At 60.3% G+C, this 17,023-nt stretch carries 14 protein-coding genes; 9 read left to right on the top strand and 5 right to left on the bottom strand.

Features of this window, described 5'->3' with window-relative positions; all coding sequences use genetic code 11:
- Positions 1–253 precede the first annotated feature (253 nt).
- The 6 genes from ytfQ to PL597_RS07575 all read left to right on the top strand — a co-directional run bounded on the left by ytfQ (position 254) and on the right by PL597_RS07575 (position 6,889).
- Entirely contained in the window at positions 254–1,213 is a 960-nt protein-coding gene (gene ytfQ / locus PL597_RS07550) for a galactofuranose ABC transporter, galactofuranose-binding protein YtfQ (protein WP_077984265.1), read from the top strand.
- A gap of 310 nt (positions 1,214–1,523) precedes the next feature.
- Positions 1,524–3,047, top strand: a complete 1,524-nt coding sequence (locus tag PL597_RS07555) for a sugar ABC transporter ATP-binding protein (protein ID WP_271364877.1) — start codon at positions 1,524–1,526, stop codon at positions 3,045–3,047.
- Entirely contained in the window at positions 3,044–4,090 is a 1,047-nt protein-coding gene (locus PL597_RS07560; RefSeq protein ID WP_137411689.1) for an ABC transporter permease, read from the top strand. The genes PL597_RS07555 and PL597_RS07560 overlap by 4 nt, the downstream gene beginning before the upstream one ends.
- Entirely contained in the window at positions 4,087–5,067 is a 981-nt protein-coding gene (gene yjfF / locus PL597_RS07565; RefSeq protein ID WP_077984269.1) for a galactofuranose ABC transporter, permease protein YjfF, read from the top strand. Before PL597_RS07560 ends, yjfF begins: the two co-directional genes overlap by 4 nt.
- An 18-nt stretch (positions 5,068–5,085) precedes the next feature.
- Entirely contained in the window at positions 5,086–5,820 is a 735-nt protein-coding gene (locus PL597_RS07570) for a FadR/GntR family transcriptional regulator (RefSeq protein ID WP_077984270.1), read from the top strand.
- A 130-nt stretch (positions 5,821–5,950) separates the two neighbouring features.
- Positions 5,951–6,889 (top strand): AraC family transcriptional regulator, encoded by a 939-nt coding sequence (locus tag PL597_RS07575; protein ID WP_269824120.1) that lies wholly within the window; start codon positions 5,951–5,953, stop codon positions 6,887–6,889.
- Between the two features lie 7 nt (positions 6,890–6,896).
- On the opposite strand, the gene PL597_RS07580 is transcribed toward PL597_RS07575, so the two are convergent.
- Genes PL597_RS07580 through PL597_RS07590 form a run of 3 tightly spaced genes read right to left on the bottom strand, consistent with a single transcriptional unit; the run spans position 6,897 to position 12,365 of the window.
- Entirely contained in the window at positions 6,897–10,172 is a 3,276-nt protein-coding gene (locus PL597_RS07580) for an error-prone DNA polymerase (RefSeq protein ID WP_137411687.1), read from the bottom strand.
- Entirely contained in the window at positions 10,169–11,686 is a 1,518-nt protein-coding gene (locus tag PL597_RS07585; protein ID WP_271364878.1) for a Y-family DNA polymerase, read from the bottom strand. Before PL597_RS07585 ends, PL597_RS07580 begins: the two co-directional genes overlap by 4 nt.
- Positions 11,601–12,365 (bottom strand): ImuA family protein, encoded by a 765-nt coding sequence (locus tag PL597_RS07590; RefSeq protein ID WP_142911859.1) that lies wholly within the window; start codon positions 12,363–12,365, stop codon positions 11,601–11,603. The genes PL597_RS07585 and PL597_RS07590 overlap by 86 nt, the downstream gene beginning before the upstream one ends.
- Before the next feature lie 228 nt (positions 12,366–12,593).
- Here PL597_RS07590 and PL597_RS07595 point away from each other — a divergent pair, with 228 nt between their 5' ends.
- From PL597_RS07595 to PL597_RS07605, 3 genes are all read left to right on the top strand, one after another.
- Positions 12,594–12,947, top strand: coding sequence for a DUF1304 domain-containing protein (locus PL597_RS07595; protein ID WP_077984274.1), 354 nt, complete (start codon positions 12,594–12,596; stop codon positions 12,945–12,947).
- Positions 12,948–12,951: 4 nt separating this feature from the next.
- On the top strand, positions 12,952–14,238 hold the full coding sequence (locus tag PL597_RS07600) for a glycerate kinase type-2 family protein (RefSeq protein ID WP_271364879.1): 1,287 nt from the start codon (positions 12,952–12,954) through the stop codon (positions 14,236–14,238).
- Positions 14,239–14,359: 121 nt separating this feature from the next.
- Positions 14,360–14,611 carry a hypothetical protein gene (locus tag PL597_RS07605; protein ID WP_142911861.1) on the top strand — a complete coding sequence of 84 codons (252 nt, stop codon included), beginning with the start codon at positions 14,360–14,362 and terminating at the stop codon, positions 14,609–14,611.
- Positions 14,612–14,714: 103 nt separating this feature from the next.
- Here PL597_RS07605 and PL597_RS07610 read toward each other — a convergent pair whose 3' ends face one another.
- Both PL597_RS07610 and PL597_RS07615 read right to left on the bottom strand, forming a co-directional pair.
- Positions 14,715–15,902: a Gfo/Idh/MocA family protein gene (locus PL597_RS07610; RefSeq protein ID WP_137411684.1), complete on the bottom strand. Its 1,188-nt coding sequence runs from the start codon at positions 15,900–15,902 to the stop codon at positions 14,715–14,717.
- Positions 15,903–15,923: 21 nt separating this feature from the next.
- Positions 15,924–16,976, bottom strand: coding sequence for a sugar phosphate isomerase/epimerase family protein (locus PL597_RS07615; RefSeq protein WP_077984277.1), 1,053 nt, complete (start codon positions 16,974–16,976; stop codon positions 15,924–15,926).
- Positions 16,977–17,023 lie beyond the last annotated feature (47 nt).

A 17,023-nucleotide genomic window follows, 5' to 3' on the forward strand; every position in this document is an offset into this window, starting at 1 on the left:
TTCTTATTTGTATTACTATTAGATAAAATCATACGCTGTCAAGCGCGGCGACACCAGAAGACGCGGCAGACAAGATCGTTCAAAACGGCAAACTCGAATTATACATCTAATTGATATCACAAGTTAAATGCTAAAATTTGCAAATGAATACCGTGCCCAAAAATTCAATTATTCGAAAATGCCTCTTTTCAAGAGTATTACTATATGCTCATAGTGTTGGCGTCACGCTGACATCATCTCTGGGAGGATTAAGATGAGAAAAGCTCTCGCGACAGTTACTGTCGCCGTTTCGCTGTGCCTTGCATCAAGTGTTTCCGCACAATCGCTGACCGTCGGCTTCTCGCAGATCGGTTCGGAATCCGGCTGGCGCGCGGCTGAAACCACCGTCACCAAGCAGCAGGCGGAGAAGCGCGGCGTCACGCTGAAGTTCGCCGACGCGCAGCAGAAGCAGGAAAACCAGATCAAGGCCGTTCGCGGCTTCATTGCGCAGGGCGTCGATGCGATCCTGATTGCACCCGTCGTCGCAACGGGCTGGGACGCCGTGCTGAAGGAAGCCAAGGAAGAAAAAATCCCTGTCATCCTGCTCGACCGCCAGATAGAGGCTCCTGACGATCTTTACCTGACGGCCGTAACCTCCGATCAGGTTCACGAAGGCAAGGTTGCCGGCGACTGGCTGGTCAAGGACGTCGGCTCCAAGGATTGCAAGGTTGTGGAATTGCAGGGCACGACCGGCTCTTCGCCCGCCATCAACCGCAAGAAGGGTTTCGAAGAGGCCATCGCTTCCCACGCCAACATCAAGATCGTGCGCTCGCAGACGGGTGACTTCACTCGCACAAAGGGCAAGGAAGTGATGGAGAGCTTCATCAAGGCGGAAGGCGGCGGCAAGGACATCTGCGCTGTCTACGCCCACAATGACGACATGGCCGTTGGGGCGATCCAGGCGATCAAGGAAGCCGGCCTGAAACCTGGAACCGACATCAAGATCGTTTCCATCGACGCGGTGCCTGACATCTTCAAGGCCATGGCGGCCGGAGAAGCCAACGCCACCGTCGAACTCACGCCTGACATGGCGGGACCCGCTTTCGACGCCCTTGAAGCCTATCTGAAGGACAAGAAGGAGCCGCCGAAGTGGATTCAGACCGAATCCAAGCTCTACACGGCGTCCGATGACCCGATGAAGGTCTACGAGGCAAAGAAGGATCTGGGCTACTAAGCCATTTCTTCGGGGAAACGGCGCAGGAGCTGCGCCGTTTCTTTCGGTTGTGAAACGACGGGCGAAAATCCGATACTGAATGATTTCATGGAGCGAGCGGGTGTGGCCTGCTTCTTCTCCCCGCCGGGGAGAAGGTCGCGGCAGCGGGATGAGGGGGCAAGCTCTCCGAAATCCGGCAATGTTTCCCCCTCATCCGACCCTTCGGGCCACCTTCTCCCCGGCGGGGAGAAGAAACGAGCGGCCACCGCTCGCTTTATGTGATCATTCTGCGCCCTCGTGGCGAGACCCATTGCAATACGGAAACTGCTCTATGTCCGAAACGGCACCACTTCTGGAAGCACGCGCCATCGGCAAATCCTTTCTCGGGATAACAGCGCTTGATAGCGTTGATTTTTCGCTCGGACGCGGTGAAATCCATGCGCTTCTCGGCGAAAACGGCGCGGGCAAGTCGACGCTCATCAAAATCCTGACCGGCGTTTATCACCGCGACAGCGGCTCGATCTTTCTGGAGGGCGCAGAAATTGCGCCCGCCAATGTCGGCGAGGCGCAGGCGCTCGGCATCGGCACCGTCTACCAGGAAGTGAACCTTCTCGAAAACCTGACGGTTGCGGAAAATCTCTTTCTTGGCCGCCAGCCCCACCGCTTCGGCATGATCGACCGGGCCTCAATGCAGAAGCAATCACAGGCGCTGCTGACGCAATATGGTCTTGCCATCGACGTCAACGCCCTGCTCTCCAGCTATTCCGTCGCCATCCGCCAGATCATTGCTATCGCCCGCGCCGTCGATCTTTCCGGCAAGGTACTGGTGCTGGACGAGCCGACTGCCAGCCTCGACGCCCACGAGGTCGAAATGCTGTTCGGGGTGCTGAGAAACCTGCGCGCGCGCGGCATCGGCATCATCATCATCACCCATTTCCTCAATCAGGTCTATGATATTGCCGACCGCGTCACGGTTCTGCGCAATGGTCGCCTCGTCGGCACGCGCGATATCGGCAGTCTGCCGCGATCCGAACTCATTGCTATGATGCTGGGCCGCGAAATGCAGCACATCACCCAGGAACATCAGGCGGCGGACGATACCGTTATCGAGGGTGAACCACCGATCCGTTTCGAAGGTTACGGCAAACGCGGCAGCATCGCCCCTTTCGATCTCGGCATCCGCCCAGGCGAGATCGTTGGCGTCGCCGGTCTCCTTGGCTCCGGCCGAACGGAAACCGCGTTTCTGCTGTTCGGCATTGATCGTCCCGATACCGGCAACGCGACGATAGACGGAAAACCGGTAGCGATTTCGTCGCCCGAGGCCGCGATAGCGGCCGGATTCGGCTTCTGTCCGGAAGAACGAAAGACAGACGGCATCATCGGCGACTTTTCCGTCACCGATAATATTGCGCTGGCGCTGCAGGCCCGGCAGGGCTGGGCACGGCCGCTCTCCCGCCGGCAAAAAGCGGAACTTGCCGAAAGCTTCATCAAATCGCTCGATATCCGTCCGGCCGACCCCGAACGGCCGATCAAATTCCTGTCCGGCGGCAATCAGCAGAAGGCTATTCTGGCGCGCTGGCTCGCCACCCATCCCCGGCTTCTGATCCTCGATGAGCCGACACGCGGCATCGATATCGGTGCGCATGCGGAAATCCTGAAAATGATCGAAAAACTCTGCAGCGAGGGCATGTCGCTCGTCGTCATCTCCTCCGAACTGGAAGAACTGACCGCCGTCGCCCATCGTGTCGTCGTATTGTCCGACCGCCGCCATGTCAGCGAATTGAAGGGCGGCGAATTGACCGCCGACAACATCATGCGAGCGATTGCCGATGCGGCGAAAACGGAGGCGGCATGATGGCAGCAATGACACGACGCTTCAAACGACTTGCTCCGCAGCTTGCCGCGCTCTTCATCATTCTGGCAGCGATTACAATCATTTCTCCGGGTTTCCTGCATGTTTCGTTCCAGAACGGCCGACTCTATGGCAGTCTGGTGGATATTCTCGTGCGCGCCGCTCCCGTGGCTCTGCTGACCATCGGCATGACGCTGGTCATAGCCACCAAGGGCATCGATCTTTCCATCGGCGCGGTCATCGCCATCTGCGGCGCGGTTGCAGCCACGCTGATCAGCAATGGCCATTCCATTCCCTCGGTCATCGTCATCTCACTTGCGGTGGGCATTGCCTGCGGCCTGTGGAACGGCGTGCTGGTCGCCCTTCTTGATATTCAGCCGATTATTGCCACCCTGATCCTGATGGTGGCGGGACGCGGCATCGCCCAGCTCATCACCGAAGGCGTCATTCTCACCTTCAACAATGACAGCTTCGCCGCCATCGGCTCCGGCTCGTTCGCAGGCATCCCGCTGCCCGTCATCGTCTGGGTGGCGGCGGCGCTGTTGATCGGCCTTCTGGTGCGCAAGAGCGCGCTTGGTTTCCTGATCGAGGCGACCGGCATCAATCGCCGCGCCGCAGCTCTTGCCGGAGTTCAGGCGCGCTTCCTCTTGTTCTTCGTCTATGCCGTTTCCGGCCTCTGCGCGGCCATCGCCGGCATGATCGTGACCGCAGATATTCGCGGCGCGGATGCGAACAATGCCGGTCTGTGGCTGGAGCTGGACGCCATATTGGCGGTGGTCATCGGCGGCGGCTCTCTGAATGGCGGGCGCTTCTCCATTACCGCCTCGTTGATCGGCGCGCTCATCATCCAGACCATCAATACCGGCATCCTCGTCTCGGGCTTTCCGCCGGAATTCAACCTCATCATCAAGGCCGGCATCATCATGGTCGTGCTGACGCTGCAATCGCCGGCAATCATCACGGTGCTGGGCTTCGTCAGACCACCCAAGCCAAACGCTAAACCGGCCGCCGCCGATGGCATGACCAAGGAAGGAACCGCGCGATGATCCACAGCCGCAACCTGCCCTTCCTCACCACGCTGACGATCTTCGTGGTCGCCTATTTCCTCTGCGTGCTGCAATATCCGGCGATGTTCTCGACACGGGTGATAGGTAATCTTCTGACAGACAACGCCTTTCTCGGCATCGCGGCCGTCGGCATGACCTTCGTCATCCTGTCGGGCGGCATCGATCTCTCCATCGGCTCGGTCATCGCCTTTACCAGCGTCTTCGTAGCCGTGATGGTCGGCACCTATAATATCCATCCGCTGCTCGCCTTCGCCATCGTGCTGGCGGTCTCGACGCTGTTCGGTTGCCTGATGGGGGCGATGATCCGCTTCCTGTCGATCCCGCCTTTCGTGGTGACGCTGGCCGGCATGTTTTTGGCGCGTGGCGCGGCTTACCTCATCTCCACCCAGTCTGTGCCGATCTCGCATCCCTTCATCGATGCGATACAGGGCTTTTATTATCGCTTTCCCGGCGGCGGCAGGCTGACGGCACTGGCCATGCTGATGCTCCTCGTTTTTGCGGCGGGCATGTTGATCGCCAGCCGCACCCGCTTCGGCGCCAATGTCTACGCGCTTGGCGGCAACCCGCAATCGGCAGAGCTGATGGGCGTGCCGATCGGGGCGACGACCATCGGCATCTATGCGCTTTCCGGTTTCCTCTCCGGCCTCGCCGGCATCGTCTACACGCTCTACACCTCGTCGGGTTATTCGCTGGCGACGGTGGGGGTGGAACTCGACGCCATCGCCGCCGTCGTCATTGGCGGCACGCTTTTGACCGGCGGCACGGGGTTGGTGGCAGGAACCTTCATCGGCCTTCTGATACAGGGGCTGATCCAGACCTACATCGTTTTTGACGGAACGCTTTCTTCCTGGTGGACGAAAATCGTCATCGGTGTGCTGCTTTTCATCTTCATCGTGTTGCAGCGCGCAATCATCTGGTATTCAAACAGGAGACTGGCCGGACCGCATCCGGCATAATTGCCAAGGGAGGCTTGCTTGGGGCTGCTCGAAACGACGATTAGCGGGCGAAAACGCCGGAACAGCCACGCCCATGTGGTTTCCGAACTCGGCAGCGCCATCGTTTCGGGCAGAATTGCGGAAGGCTCCCTGCTGCCCAACGACGCGGAGCTTTCCATGCGCTTCGGCGTCTCTCGAACCGTGCTGCGCGAGACGATGAAGACGCTGGCGGCGAAGCGACTGGTGGAGCCCAAAGCGAAGGTCGGCACCCGCGTTCTCGACCGTTCGAGCTGGAACTTCTTCGATCCGGATGTACTGGGCTGGCGCTGCGAGGCCGGCATAGACCAGGAATTCGTCAAGCATCTGGCGGAAATCCGCCTGGCGCTGGAACCGGCGGCGGCAGCCGCAGCGGCCCTGCAGGCCTCCAATGACGACATCGTGTCCCTCTATGTCATCGCCGCCAAATTCGACAATCCGAAACATACGCCCGAAAGCATCGCCAAAGTCGATCTCGAATTCCACCTTGCCGTGGCGCATATGTCCGGCAATCCCTTCATGCGCTCGGCAAGCGGCCTGATTGAAGCCGCGCTGGCCATCTCCTTCCAGCTGTCGTCGCCAGCCGCTTCGACGGGCACCATCGCCGAAATCGCCTCCAACCATCTGCGCATCGTGCATGCAATTGCGGCGCGTGACGCGGATGCGGCGGTAAAGGCTATGCGTCACGTGATCGAGGTCGGCAAGGACCGCACGCAGAACGCGATCAAGACGGTTTAGAGCTCCCTCCGGCACGGAACCACAGTGGCCCGCTTCGCAGGCCGCTCTTCACGCAGCACGTGACATCCAGGCGTTTTCATGCCATAAAATCAAAATTCCTTAACCGATCGTCCGAATTTTGAGAGCTGCCATGAATGATGCCCTGACCGAGATGCTGCGTGGCCTGAGACTGGACGGTGTGGAATACGGCCGTTGCCGCATGGCAACACCCTGGGCGACGGCTTTTCCCGAACAGGACGCTGCACGGTTTCATTTCATCGGCGTCGGTCAGGCGAAACTGCAGAAGCCTTCCGGCGAATGGCAGACGCTCAAATGCGGCGATGCCGTGCTTCTGCCGAGGGGTCACGCCCATGTGCTTGCCAGCGGCGAGAATGTGACGCCCTCTTCCTTTGACAGGTTTGGCAAAAAGGAAGTTTGCCAGGGCATTTTTGATATGGAATGCGCCAGCGCGGGCGGCGATACCGTGGCCTTTACCGCCTCGATGCGGTTCAATATGGATAATCTGCACCCGCTGTTGCAGCTGATGCCGGATGTGATGCTGACCAGCGATCTGGCCAAAAGCGACCCGGCAATTCCCCATCTCTTGGACGCCATGGCGCGCGAGGTGGAGCTGAACCGCGTCGGCGCAGGCGGTATTCTGGCAAGGCTTGCCGATGTGCTGACCGCAACCCTGATCCGCACATGGGTGGAACATGGCTGCGGCGATTCCAGCGGCTGGCTCGCCGCCGTGCGCAATCCCGAACTCGGCCGGGTACTGGCCGCCATTCATCTCAACCCAGAAAAAGACTGGAGCGTGGAAGAACTCGCCTCGCTTATGGGTGCATCCCGTTCCAGTTTCGCGGAACGCTTCACCCGCATAGTGGGCGAAAGCCCGGCGCGTTATGTGGTGCGCGTACGCATGCATCAGGCACGGCTCTGGCTGCGCGAAGGCATGCGCGTGACGGTGGCGGCAGAAAAGCTCGGTTACGATTCCGAAGCCTCCTTCAGCCGGGCCTTCAAACGGGTGCTCGGTGCGCCACCGAGCCAGTTTCGCAGGAAAGATGCGGCCGGGTTGGAAGATGCGGCTTAAAAGCTTCTCAGTGGAAATTGCGTGAAATGACCTTTATCCGCTCGACCGTGTCATCATTCTCCAAGACAGGTTGGGGACGTTTGCGGAACGCGCGATGATCCTCCGGCGGCGTGCCATGGTGGAACTCGTCGCCACGCCCATGCGGCAGGGGAAAGGCGCGGTTGCGCTCGCCCACACTGGCCAGCGCCTGCGACAGATCGGTCAGCCGGTGGGCGACCAGATGCACCACCTCGCCTTCCCGCTGGATCTTGCCGTAAATGCCGACCATGCCGGCCGACAGCACCACGCGCCGGTATTTTTCGAAGGTCTTGACCCAAAGGACGGCATTGGCGATGCCCGTCTCATCCTCCAGCGTCATGAAAATCACACCCTTTGCCGAGCCGGGACGCTGGCGCACCAGCACTAGCCCCGCCGTTTCCAGCCATGTGCCATCCCGCACACGCGCCGCCTCCGCGCAGGTTACTATGCGGCGGCGGGAAAGATCGCGGCGCAGGAAGGTCATGGGATGCTCGCGCAGGGTCAGCCCCACATGGCCGTAATCCTGCACCACCTCGCCACCGTCAGTCATGGGCCGAAGCGCAACGGAGGGCTCCTGAAGCTCCTCGATAACGGCATTTTCCCTGATGGCAGCAGCAGCAAAAAGCGGCAGCGGCTCATCCCTCAGAGCCTTGATGGCCCAGAGCGCCTCGCGTCTGGCAAGCGAAAGCGACGGCAGAAAGGCATCGGCCTCCGCTAGGCAGACCAGGGCGGCGGTCGGAACGCCCGCCCTTCGCCAGAGATCGTCCACCGAGGCAAAAGGCCGGTCCTGCCGGGCGGCGACGATATCGGCAGCGTGCTTGTTGGCAAGCCCCTTCACCAGACGCATGCCGAGCCGCACGGCATAACGCTCCTTGCCATTTACATCTCGTTTGCCCGTCGGCTCCAGCGTGCAATCGAAGCGGCTGTTATTGACGCAGACTGGGCGCACCTCCACGCCATGATCACGCGCATCTCGCACGATCTGCGCCGGGGCGTAAAAACCCATGGGCTGCGAATTGAGAAGCGCCGTACAGAAAATATCTGGATAATGGCATTTCAGCCATGAGGAGGCATAGGCGATCAGCGCGAAGGAAGCCGCATGGCTTTCAGGGAAACCGTAGCTGCCGAAACCTTCGAGCTGTTTGAAGATGCGTTCGGCGAATTCTTTCTCATAACCGCGCTCCACCATGCCATCGATCAGATCCTGCCTGAATTTGGAGATGGTACCGACATTCTTGAAGGTTGCCATGGCGCGGCGCAACTGATCCGCCTTGCCGGGTGAAAAACCGGCGCATTCGATTGCGACACGCATGGCCTGTTCCTGAAACAGCGGCACACCGAGCGTCTTGCCGAGTACCCCTCTCAATTCCTCTTTAGGGTAATGCTCTTTCTCTTTCCCATCACGGCGGCGCAGATAAGGATGCACCATATCGCCCTGAATGGGGCCGGGGCGAACAATCGCGACCTGTATGACGAGATCGTAAAATATCTTCGGCTTCAACCGCGGTAGCATCGACATCTGCGCCCGGCTTTCGATCTGGAAGGTACCAAGCGTATCGGCCTTCTGGATCATCTCATAGGTGGGATCGTCATCCTGCGGCACGGTAGCGAGATCGTACTTATCACCGGTACGTTCTTCCAGCATGTTGAAGCCGCGCTTCATGCAGGAGAGCATGCCGAGCGCCAGACAGTCCATTTTCATGAACCTCATGATATCGACATCGTCCTTGTCCCATTCGATGATCTGCCGTTTGTCCATGGCAGCAGGTTCGATCGGCACCAACTCGTCCAACCGGTCATGGGTCAGAACAAAGCCGCCCGGATGCTGGCTATGGTGGCGCGGCGTACCAACAAGCTGGTTGGCAAGCTCGAATGCAAGCTTCAGGCGGCGGTCCTCCATATTGAGGTTCAGCTCCTTGAGCTGCTTCTCATCCACCCCTTCGCTCCAGCGCCAGACCTGTGAGGATAGCAGCTTCGTCAAATCTTCGGGCAGCCCCAGAACCTTGCCGACATCGCGCAACGCCCCGCGGCCGCGATAACGGGTGACGACCGAGCACAGCGCGGCCTTGTCGCGACCATAGGTATCATAGACCCACTGGATGACCTCCTCGCGCCGCTGATGTTCGAAATCCACATCGATATCCGGCGGTTCGCGTCGCTCCTCGGAAACGAAACGTTCGAACAGGAGATCGACCTTGACGGGATCGATGGCGGTAATGCCAAGCACGTAACACACCACCGAATTGGCGGCCGAGCCGCGTCCCTGACAGAGAATATCCAGCGAGCGTGCATGGCGAACGATAGCATTCACCGTCAGGAAATAGGGAGCATATTCCAGCCTGCCGATCAGGCCAAGTTCGTGATGCAAAGCCTTTTCCACCTTATCCGGCAAACCATCCGGATACCGCCCCGGCGCCGCCTCCCACACCATCTTTTCCAGCGCCTGCTGCGCCGTCAGCCCCGGCAGGCTACGCTCTTCGGGATATTGGTAGACCAGTTCTTTCAGCGAAAATTTGCAGCGTTTCGCAATTTCAAGGCTGCGGGAGAGCGCCTCGGGGTAACGGGCGAACAGCCGGTGCATCTCTTCCGGCGGTTTCATATAACGGTCGGCATGGCGCTCGCGGCGGAACCCCGCCTCATCGATGGTGCAATTGTGCCGGATACAGGTGACGACATCCTGCAGCATGCGGCGCTCGGGCACATGAAACAGCACGTCATTGGTCACCACGGTCGGCACCCCTGCGGCTAGCGCCATGTTCGACAGTTCGAAAAGCCGCATCTGGTCGTTGGGCCGCCTTCTGAGACTGAGCGCCATATAGGCGCGGTCGAAAAAAGCAGCCTTGAGCCGGCGCAGGCGAAGCGCGCAGAGATCGTCGGCCAGATCGGCGAGCAGCACGACGATCAGTCCTTCGCCATAGGTGACGAGATCGTCCCATGTCAGCCGGCATTTGCCCTTGCCGCCTCTTTTTTTGCCAACGGAAAGCACCCGGCAAAGACGGCCGTAGGCCTGGCGATCCATGGGATAGGCAAGCACGGAAATATCGTCATCCAGATCGAGCCGGCAGCCGATGACGAGGCGGACGCCATGATTATTGGCGGCTTCGTAAGCGCGGGGAATGCCCGCAAGGCTGTTGCGATCCACGATACCGAGCGCCTCGATGCCGAGGTTTTTGGCCTGTTCGAACAGTTCATCGCAGGAGCTTGCACCGCGCAGGAAGGAAAAATGCGTGGTCACCTGAAGTTCGGCATAACGGGTCGCGCTCATGCGAAGACCCCATGGATGAACCAGCCCTGAGAGCCCGTTTCCGCATGTTCGCCATCACCGGAGCGGAAAATCCAGAAGCGCTCGCCGCTTTCATTTTCCACCGTGAAATAATCGCGCACGGCGGCCTTTTCCCGGTCGCGTTTCCACCATTCACCGAACACCCGCTCCGGCCCGTCGGCGCGCCGCACATTGTGGCGCACGCCCTTCCAGAGGAAATAACGCGGCGGATGGTCCGGCAGCAGCGCCAGCGTTTCGATGGGTTCCGGCCTTGCAAAAAGCCGGACCGGACGCGGCCAGTGGCCAGGCCAGCCGAGCCTATCTTCTGGCGCAAGCGCCGCAACGGGGGTAAGGGAGCGTTCCGGCACATCGCTCGCCACCGCCGCGTAACGATAGACCCTGTGGCCACGATTGAGGATGATATCGACCGTATCGGCGATGTCCGCACGCCCCTCCTCCAGAAGCGAGGATCGAGCCTGTGCGGCGAGAAGCGGTTCGGCATGGGTGGCGGTCAGCACCATCATCTCGATGCCGAAGCCGGGATCGATGGTGTCGATCCGGTCGGTCAAAAGCCGGACCAGCTGTTTGACATCGCGCACCGGTCTTGATGTGCCCGCCCTTATGGCCTGCAGACCACTATCGACCCTGTGCAGCACCAGATCGACCCGGCGAGCACCAAGACCGCGCTTTTCCAGCGCGGCGCAAAGGTCAACAACGAGCTTCTGCGTATAACGGGCAATCGTCTCCGCTGCTGCGATGGGTTCGGGAAAGGCGCGCCGCACCTCCACCAGCTCGGCCACCCGCACCGGTTCGATGGGTTCGCCGATCTCTCCGAAAGCCTGGGAGAGACGGCGGACAAGCTCGGGGCCGAAACGCAGGGTCAGCGGCGCGCGCGGGGCTTCGGCAAGCTCACCGATGCTGCGGAAGCCGAGCACTTTCAGCCCGGAAACGATACGCTCCTCCAGCCTCAGCGCAGAAAGCGGCAGGCCGCTGATCGCCGCTCTCTGGCTACCCGGCGGTATGATGCTGATTTCCTCACGGCTGAAACGTGCCAGCGCATGAGCCGCCCCCCAGCTATCGGCAATGGCGGCGCGGGCGGCAAAGCCTGCGGCATGCAGGCGGTTGACCATGCCGCTCAGCATCAGCGTCTCATTGCCGTGCAGATGGTCAGCACCCGCTGTGTCCAGCACCAGCCCGTCCGGCGGGTCGGCAGCGACAATGGGGGCGTAGATGCGTAAAAAATGAAAGGCCAATTGCTCAAGGGCGCGGGCGTCACCAGCCGAGTCCAGATCTTCCACGAGAAGACCCGGCACCAGCGCCTGCGCCTTGCTGACCGGCGTGCCGGGACGGATACCCGCCGCCTTTGCCGCCTTGTCGAGCGCCAGCACCAGCCGGCGGCTGCCCTGGCGGCCAATCATGACCAGCGGCGTTTCAACCGGCGGCGCGTTCTGCCCCGAAAGACGCCGGAAGCGATCCGTCGGCCATGTCGGCAGGTAGAGCGAGACGACCCTTTGCATCACAGGCTTCCACTTCAAATTCGGCGCTTTCGCCGCCGCGACATCGCAAGAGTTCAAGAAACCAGCGCGGCCTGCCCACCCCCGGCACCGGCAAAGGCGAAGAGGGCCGCACGGAAATCCGCCAGCGTGTAACGGACGCGGTCGGCTCGCCGAACAGCGCCGCATCGGCCGGACGCCTGAAACGGCGGATGGCAATACCGGTTACCCCTGATGTTTCCGCCGCCAGTTGCAGCCGTCGCGAGGCGTTCATCGGCAGTTTCGCCAGTTCGCCCATCACCGCGCCGAAACCATTGCAGCGTAGGCCCTCCTCGAAACAATCGAGCACGCCTTTCTCATCGCGGCATTCAACGATGATGAGCCGGTTCTGCGACAGGCCCGCCTGCGTCAGCCCCGGCATGAACAGATCCCGTCGGGTGACGCACCATAAAACCTTGCCGGAAAGCCTTGCCGCCACACCGGCCGCAAAAAGGGCAGCCGCCGCGCCATCGACAGCGCCATTGCCGCCGCCGCTCACCTCATGCAGGCAGCCGAGCTTTAGCCCGCCTCCCGGCAGGTGATGGTCGAGGGCATCCACGCCGAAAGGCAAAGTTTCGTGCAGGCGCGGAGCGCCGTTACCGATCCTTTCCAGCCTTTCACGCAGCTCTTCGACAAGGAGCAACTGATCCGCGCGCTTTTGCATGGCATGACAGGTTTCAATTCCGGTTATTCATCTTAATTGTTCTTGTTTTGTTCCTATTTCGGTAAAGAGTCAAGCAACAGGTTGGCGCTCTTCAACAGTTTGCACGGGAAGAGAGGATTTCTGGCCTTGCGGCGCTCTGCCCCATCGTTAAAACGGAATTGTCCGCTCGCCGCCTGTTTTCCCCCGACAGCCGCAGGCAACGGACATCATGGTTTGGAGGAACCACCGATGATCGCCAGCATCTTGATTGCCGTGGTTGCGGCGATTCATATCTACATCGTCATTCTGGAAATGCTGCTGTGGGAAAAGCCGGCCGGCCGAAAAGCCTTTGGTCTCTCGGCGGATTTCGCCCGGCAGACAAAAGTGCTTGCCGCCAATCAGGGGCTTTATAACGGCTTTCTCGCAGCCGGGCTGATCTATGGGCTCACACAGGGCGATGACGGGCTCAGCTTCAAGGTTTTCTTCCTGACTTGCGTTCTGATCGCCGGTATTTTCGGCGCGATCACTGCCAATATGAAGATCCTGTTCATTCAGGCATTGCCGGCATTGTTTGCGCTCGGCTTCCTCTGGCTTGGAGCATGACCTGATGACCGCATGGAACGACACCTCCGCAAGAGACGCTCTCAACCGCATTTTCATGGCCGCAGTCGCCAGCGCCGATCCGGCAAAGGTGCTGCAACACCACCTCCCCTCCCCGCCCAAAGGGCGTTGCGTGGTCGTGGGCGCCGGTAAGGCTTCCGCCGCCATGGCCGCAGCGCTTGAAGCGGCATGGCCACATGTGGAGCTCTCAGGTGTGGTGGTGACGCGTTACGGACATGCCGTGCCGACGGCGCATATCGAAATCATCGAGGCTTCCCATCCCGTGCCCGACGAGAAGAGCGCGGAAGCGGCAAAACGCATTCTCGCCGCAGTCGAAGGGCTCACCGCCGACGATATGGTGATCGCACTGATTTCCGGCGGCGGTTCGGCACTGATGGTCGCGCCAGCCGAAGGCATGACGCTTGAGGACAAGATGGCTGTCAACCGTGCCTTGCTTACCAGCGGCGCGACGATTTCCGAAATGAATGCGGTGCGCAAACACCTCTCCCGCATCAAGGGCGGACGGCTGGCGCTGGCCGCCAAACCCGCCAAGGTTGTTTCACTGCTGATTTCCGACGTTCCGGGTGACGACCCCTCAGAGATCGCCTCCGGGCCAACGGTTGCCGATCCGAGTGACATTCAAACCGTGCGGGAAATCGTCTCCCGTTATGCGCTCGATCTTCCCGAAAACGTGCGCAAGGTGCTGGAAAAAGGCGAGGAAACCCCGAAGGCGGGCGATATCGCGGAAGATATCCGGCTCATCGCCGCCCCCTCGCTCGCCCTGCAGGCGGCAGCGGATGAGGCAGTGAAACTTGGGCTTACGCCGCTCGTCCTCGGAGATTCACTGGAGGGTGAGTCAAAAGATGTCGGCGCAGTCATGGCCGGCATCGCGCTTTCCGCCAGCCGCAAGGGCCTTCCGGTCAAAGGCCCGGCCGTCCTGCTCTCCGGCGGCGAAACCACGGTCACGCTGAACAGGGGCGTTGGCGGCAAGGGACCGGCAGGCAAGGGCGGTCGCAACACGGAGTTCTTGCTGAGCCTTGCGCTGACGCTGAAGGGTGCGGATGGCATCTGGGCCATTGCCGGCGACAGCGACGGCATAGACGGCGTGGAGGATGCGGCAGGTGCGGTGGTGACACCGGACACGCTTGCCCGCATGCGCAAAGCCGGTGTCGATCCGCGCCAGTCGCTCATGAGCCACGACAGCTACACCGCTTTCAATGCAGCAGGAGACCTTGTCGTCACGGGACCGACCCTGACGAATGTGAATGATATCAGGGCGATTCTGATCGGGTAATAGCGGAGAAGTTTGCAGTGACTATTATGGGCCTTCCGACGCGGGCTTCTCGGAGGGAAGACGTTTTGACTATGCCTTCGGAGAGGAGTAACCTAGCGCGATATCCTTTGGAGCTTCAGCCATGCGTTCTGGAGTACTCATATTCGGCCTGATCATGGCCCTTATTCCGACTTTGGCGGATGCCCACAATTGCAAATGCCGAAATCGCGGTGCCATGTTCGAACTCGGCCAGACATCCTGCCTGAAGGTCGATGGCGGCTCCTATCTCGCACGTTGCGAGATGAAGCTCAACGTTTCGTCCTGGACCAAGATCGAGGACGGTTGCCCCGTAACGCAACGGGTGCAGTCGATGTCTCCTAGCTCTTATCAATAGTCTTGAGCCTTGAGACCAGGCGATAACGAAGGAGCGAGCCCGTACCGCTTGTTTCTTCTCCCCGGCGGGGAGAAGAAATGCGCGGGCAGGGTCGTGTCCAATCTTACAGCTTCACCCAGCCGCCGTTCTTTTTTCCGGATTCGACGCAGGCCGTAACGAAGGCGACGCCTTTTACCCCGTCATCGACGGTCGGATAAATCACCGCCTTGTCCAGCGCCGAGCCGTCGCGGCTGGCCTCAATGGCATGGGCCGCTTCAGTATAGATGGTGGCAAACGCTTCGAGATAGCCTTCCGGGTGGCCCGATGGAATGCGGGTGACGCGCGCCGCCGCAGCCCCGGCGCCTGCACCGCCGCGGGTGATCAACTGCTTGGGTTCGCCGAGCTTCGTGAACCAGAGATAGTTCGGATCAGCCTGCGTCCATTCGATGCCGGCTTTGTCACCATACACACGAACTTTCAGCCCGTTTTCGTGACCGACCGCAACCTGGCTGCACCAGAGCAGCCCCTTGGCCGCCTGCTTGCCATCCGTCGCCTTGAAACGCAGCATCACATGCGCGTTGTCGTCCAGCCGGCGGCCTTCGACGAAGGTGTGCACATCCGCCGCCAGTTCGTCGACTTCCAGGCCGGAAATGAAGCATCCAAGATTATAGGCATGCGTGCCGATATCGCCTGTGGAACCACCCGCACCCGATTGCGCCGGGTCGGTGCGCCAGACGGCCTGCTTGGCGCCCGTCTGCTCAATGGGTTCCGCCAGCCAGTCCTGCGGATACTCCATCTGCACCAGACGGATCGTGCCGAGAGCGCCCGATTCCACCAGTTCCCGCGCATGCCGTACCATGGGGTAGCCAGTGTAGTTATGCGTCAGGATGAACAGGGCGTCCGCCTTGTCGGCCACTTCCTTCAGCTTTTTGGCGTCTTCCAGATTGGAGGTCAGCGGCTTGTCGCAGATGACATGGATGCCGCGCTCCAGAAACGCCTTCGCGGCCGGATAATGGACGTGGTTTGGGGTGACGATCGCCACCGCCTCGATGCCATCCTCTCGCAGCGCTTCTTTTTCGGCCATTTCCTCGAAAGAGCCGTAGCATCGTTCGGGATCGAGCCCCAGCTCACGGCCGGAAGCCAGGGATTTTTCCGGGGTCGAGGACAGGGCCCCTGCCACGAGATCGAAACGATTGTCGAGCCTTGCTGCCATGCGGTGAACACCACCGATAAAGGCACCCGAACCACCGCCCACCATGCCAAGACGAATCCGCTTGTTCGCCTTGTCGGTTGTCTTTCCTTCAATAGCCATAATGTTTCCTCTGCAATGCTCTCAAAGTCCAAGCATACGGCGGTTGGCCGCATCGTCGGTGCCGCTGGATGCGAAGTCGTCAAAGGCTTTTTCCGTGACGCGGATGATATGCGCCTTGACGAATTCCGCCCCTTCGCGGGCGCCGTCTTCAGGATGTTTCAATGCGCATTCCCACTCAACCACGGCCCAGCCGTCAAAATCATTGGCCGCCATCTTGGAGAAGACCGCACCGAAATCAACCTGCCCGTCACCGAGCGAGCGGAACCGGCCGGCACGGTTGACCCAGCCCTGATAACCACCATAGACGCCCTGCCGTCCGGTTGGATTGAACTCCGCATCCTTGACGTGGAACATCTTGATACGGTCTTTATATATGTCGATATTGTCGAGATAATCGAGGCATTGCAGCACGTAATGCGAGGGGTCGTAGAGCATGTTGGCGCGCTTGTGGTTCTTCACGCGCTCCAGGAACATCTCGAATGTCACGCCATCGTGCAGATCTTCGCCGGGATGGATTTCGTAGCAGACATCTACGCCCTGTTCATCGGCATAATCGAGGATCGGGGTCCAGCGTTTCGCCAGTTCGTCGAAGGCCGTTTCCACCAGACCAGCCGGGCGCTGCGGCCACGGGTAGACGAACGGCCAGGCAAGCGCGCCGGAGAATGTCGCATGTGCCTTGATGCCGAGATTTCTTGAGGCTTTCAGCGCAAACTTTACCTGCTCCACCGCCCATTCCTGGCGCGCCTTGGGGTTGCCGCGCACTTCCGGTGCGGCAAAACCATCGAAGGCCTCGTCATAAGCCGGGTGAACTGCGACGAGCTGACCTTGCAGGTGAGTGGAAAGCTCGGTGACTTCCACGCCATTCTGGCGCGCGACACCGGCGAACTCGTCGCAATAATCCTTCGATTCCGCGGCCTTTTTGAGATCGATCAGCTGGCTTGCCCAGGTCGGCACCTGCACGCCGATATAGCCTTTCTCAGCCGCCCATTTGGTTATGCTGTCCCAGCTGTTGAACGGTGCGGCATCGCCTGCGAACTGGCCGAGAAAAAGCGCCGGTCCCTTGATCGTTCTCATTAAAATCTCCTCCTGCATCGATACAGTTGCGCGGTAACCCGCTTCGA

The organism is Agrobacterium sp. ST15.13.013, assembly GCF_027956525.1.
In the GTDB taxonomy this organism is placed as follows: Bacteria; Pseudomonadota; Alphaproteobacteria; order Rhizobiales; family Rhizobiaceae; genus Agrobacterium; species Agrobacterium salinitolerans.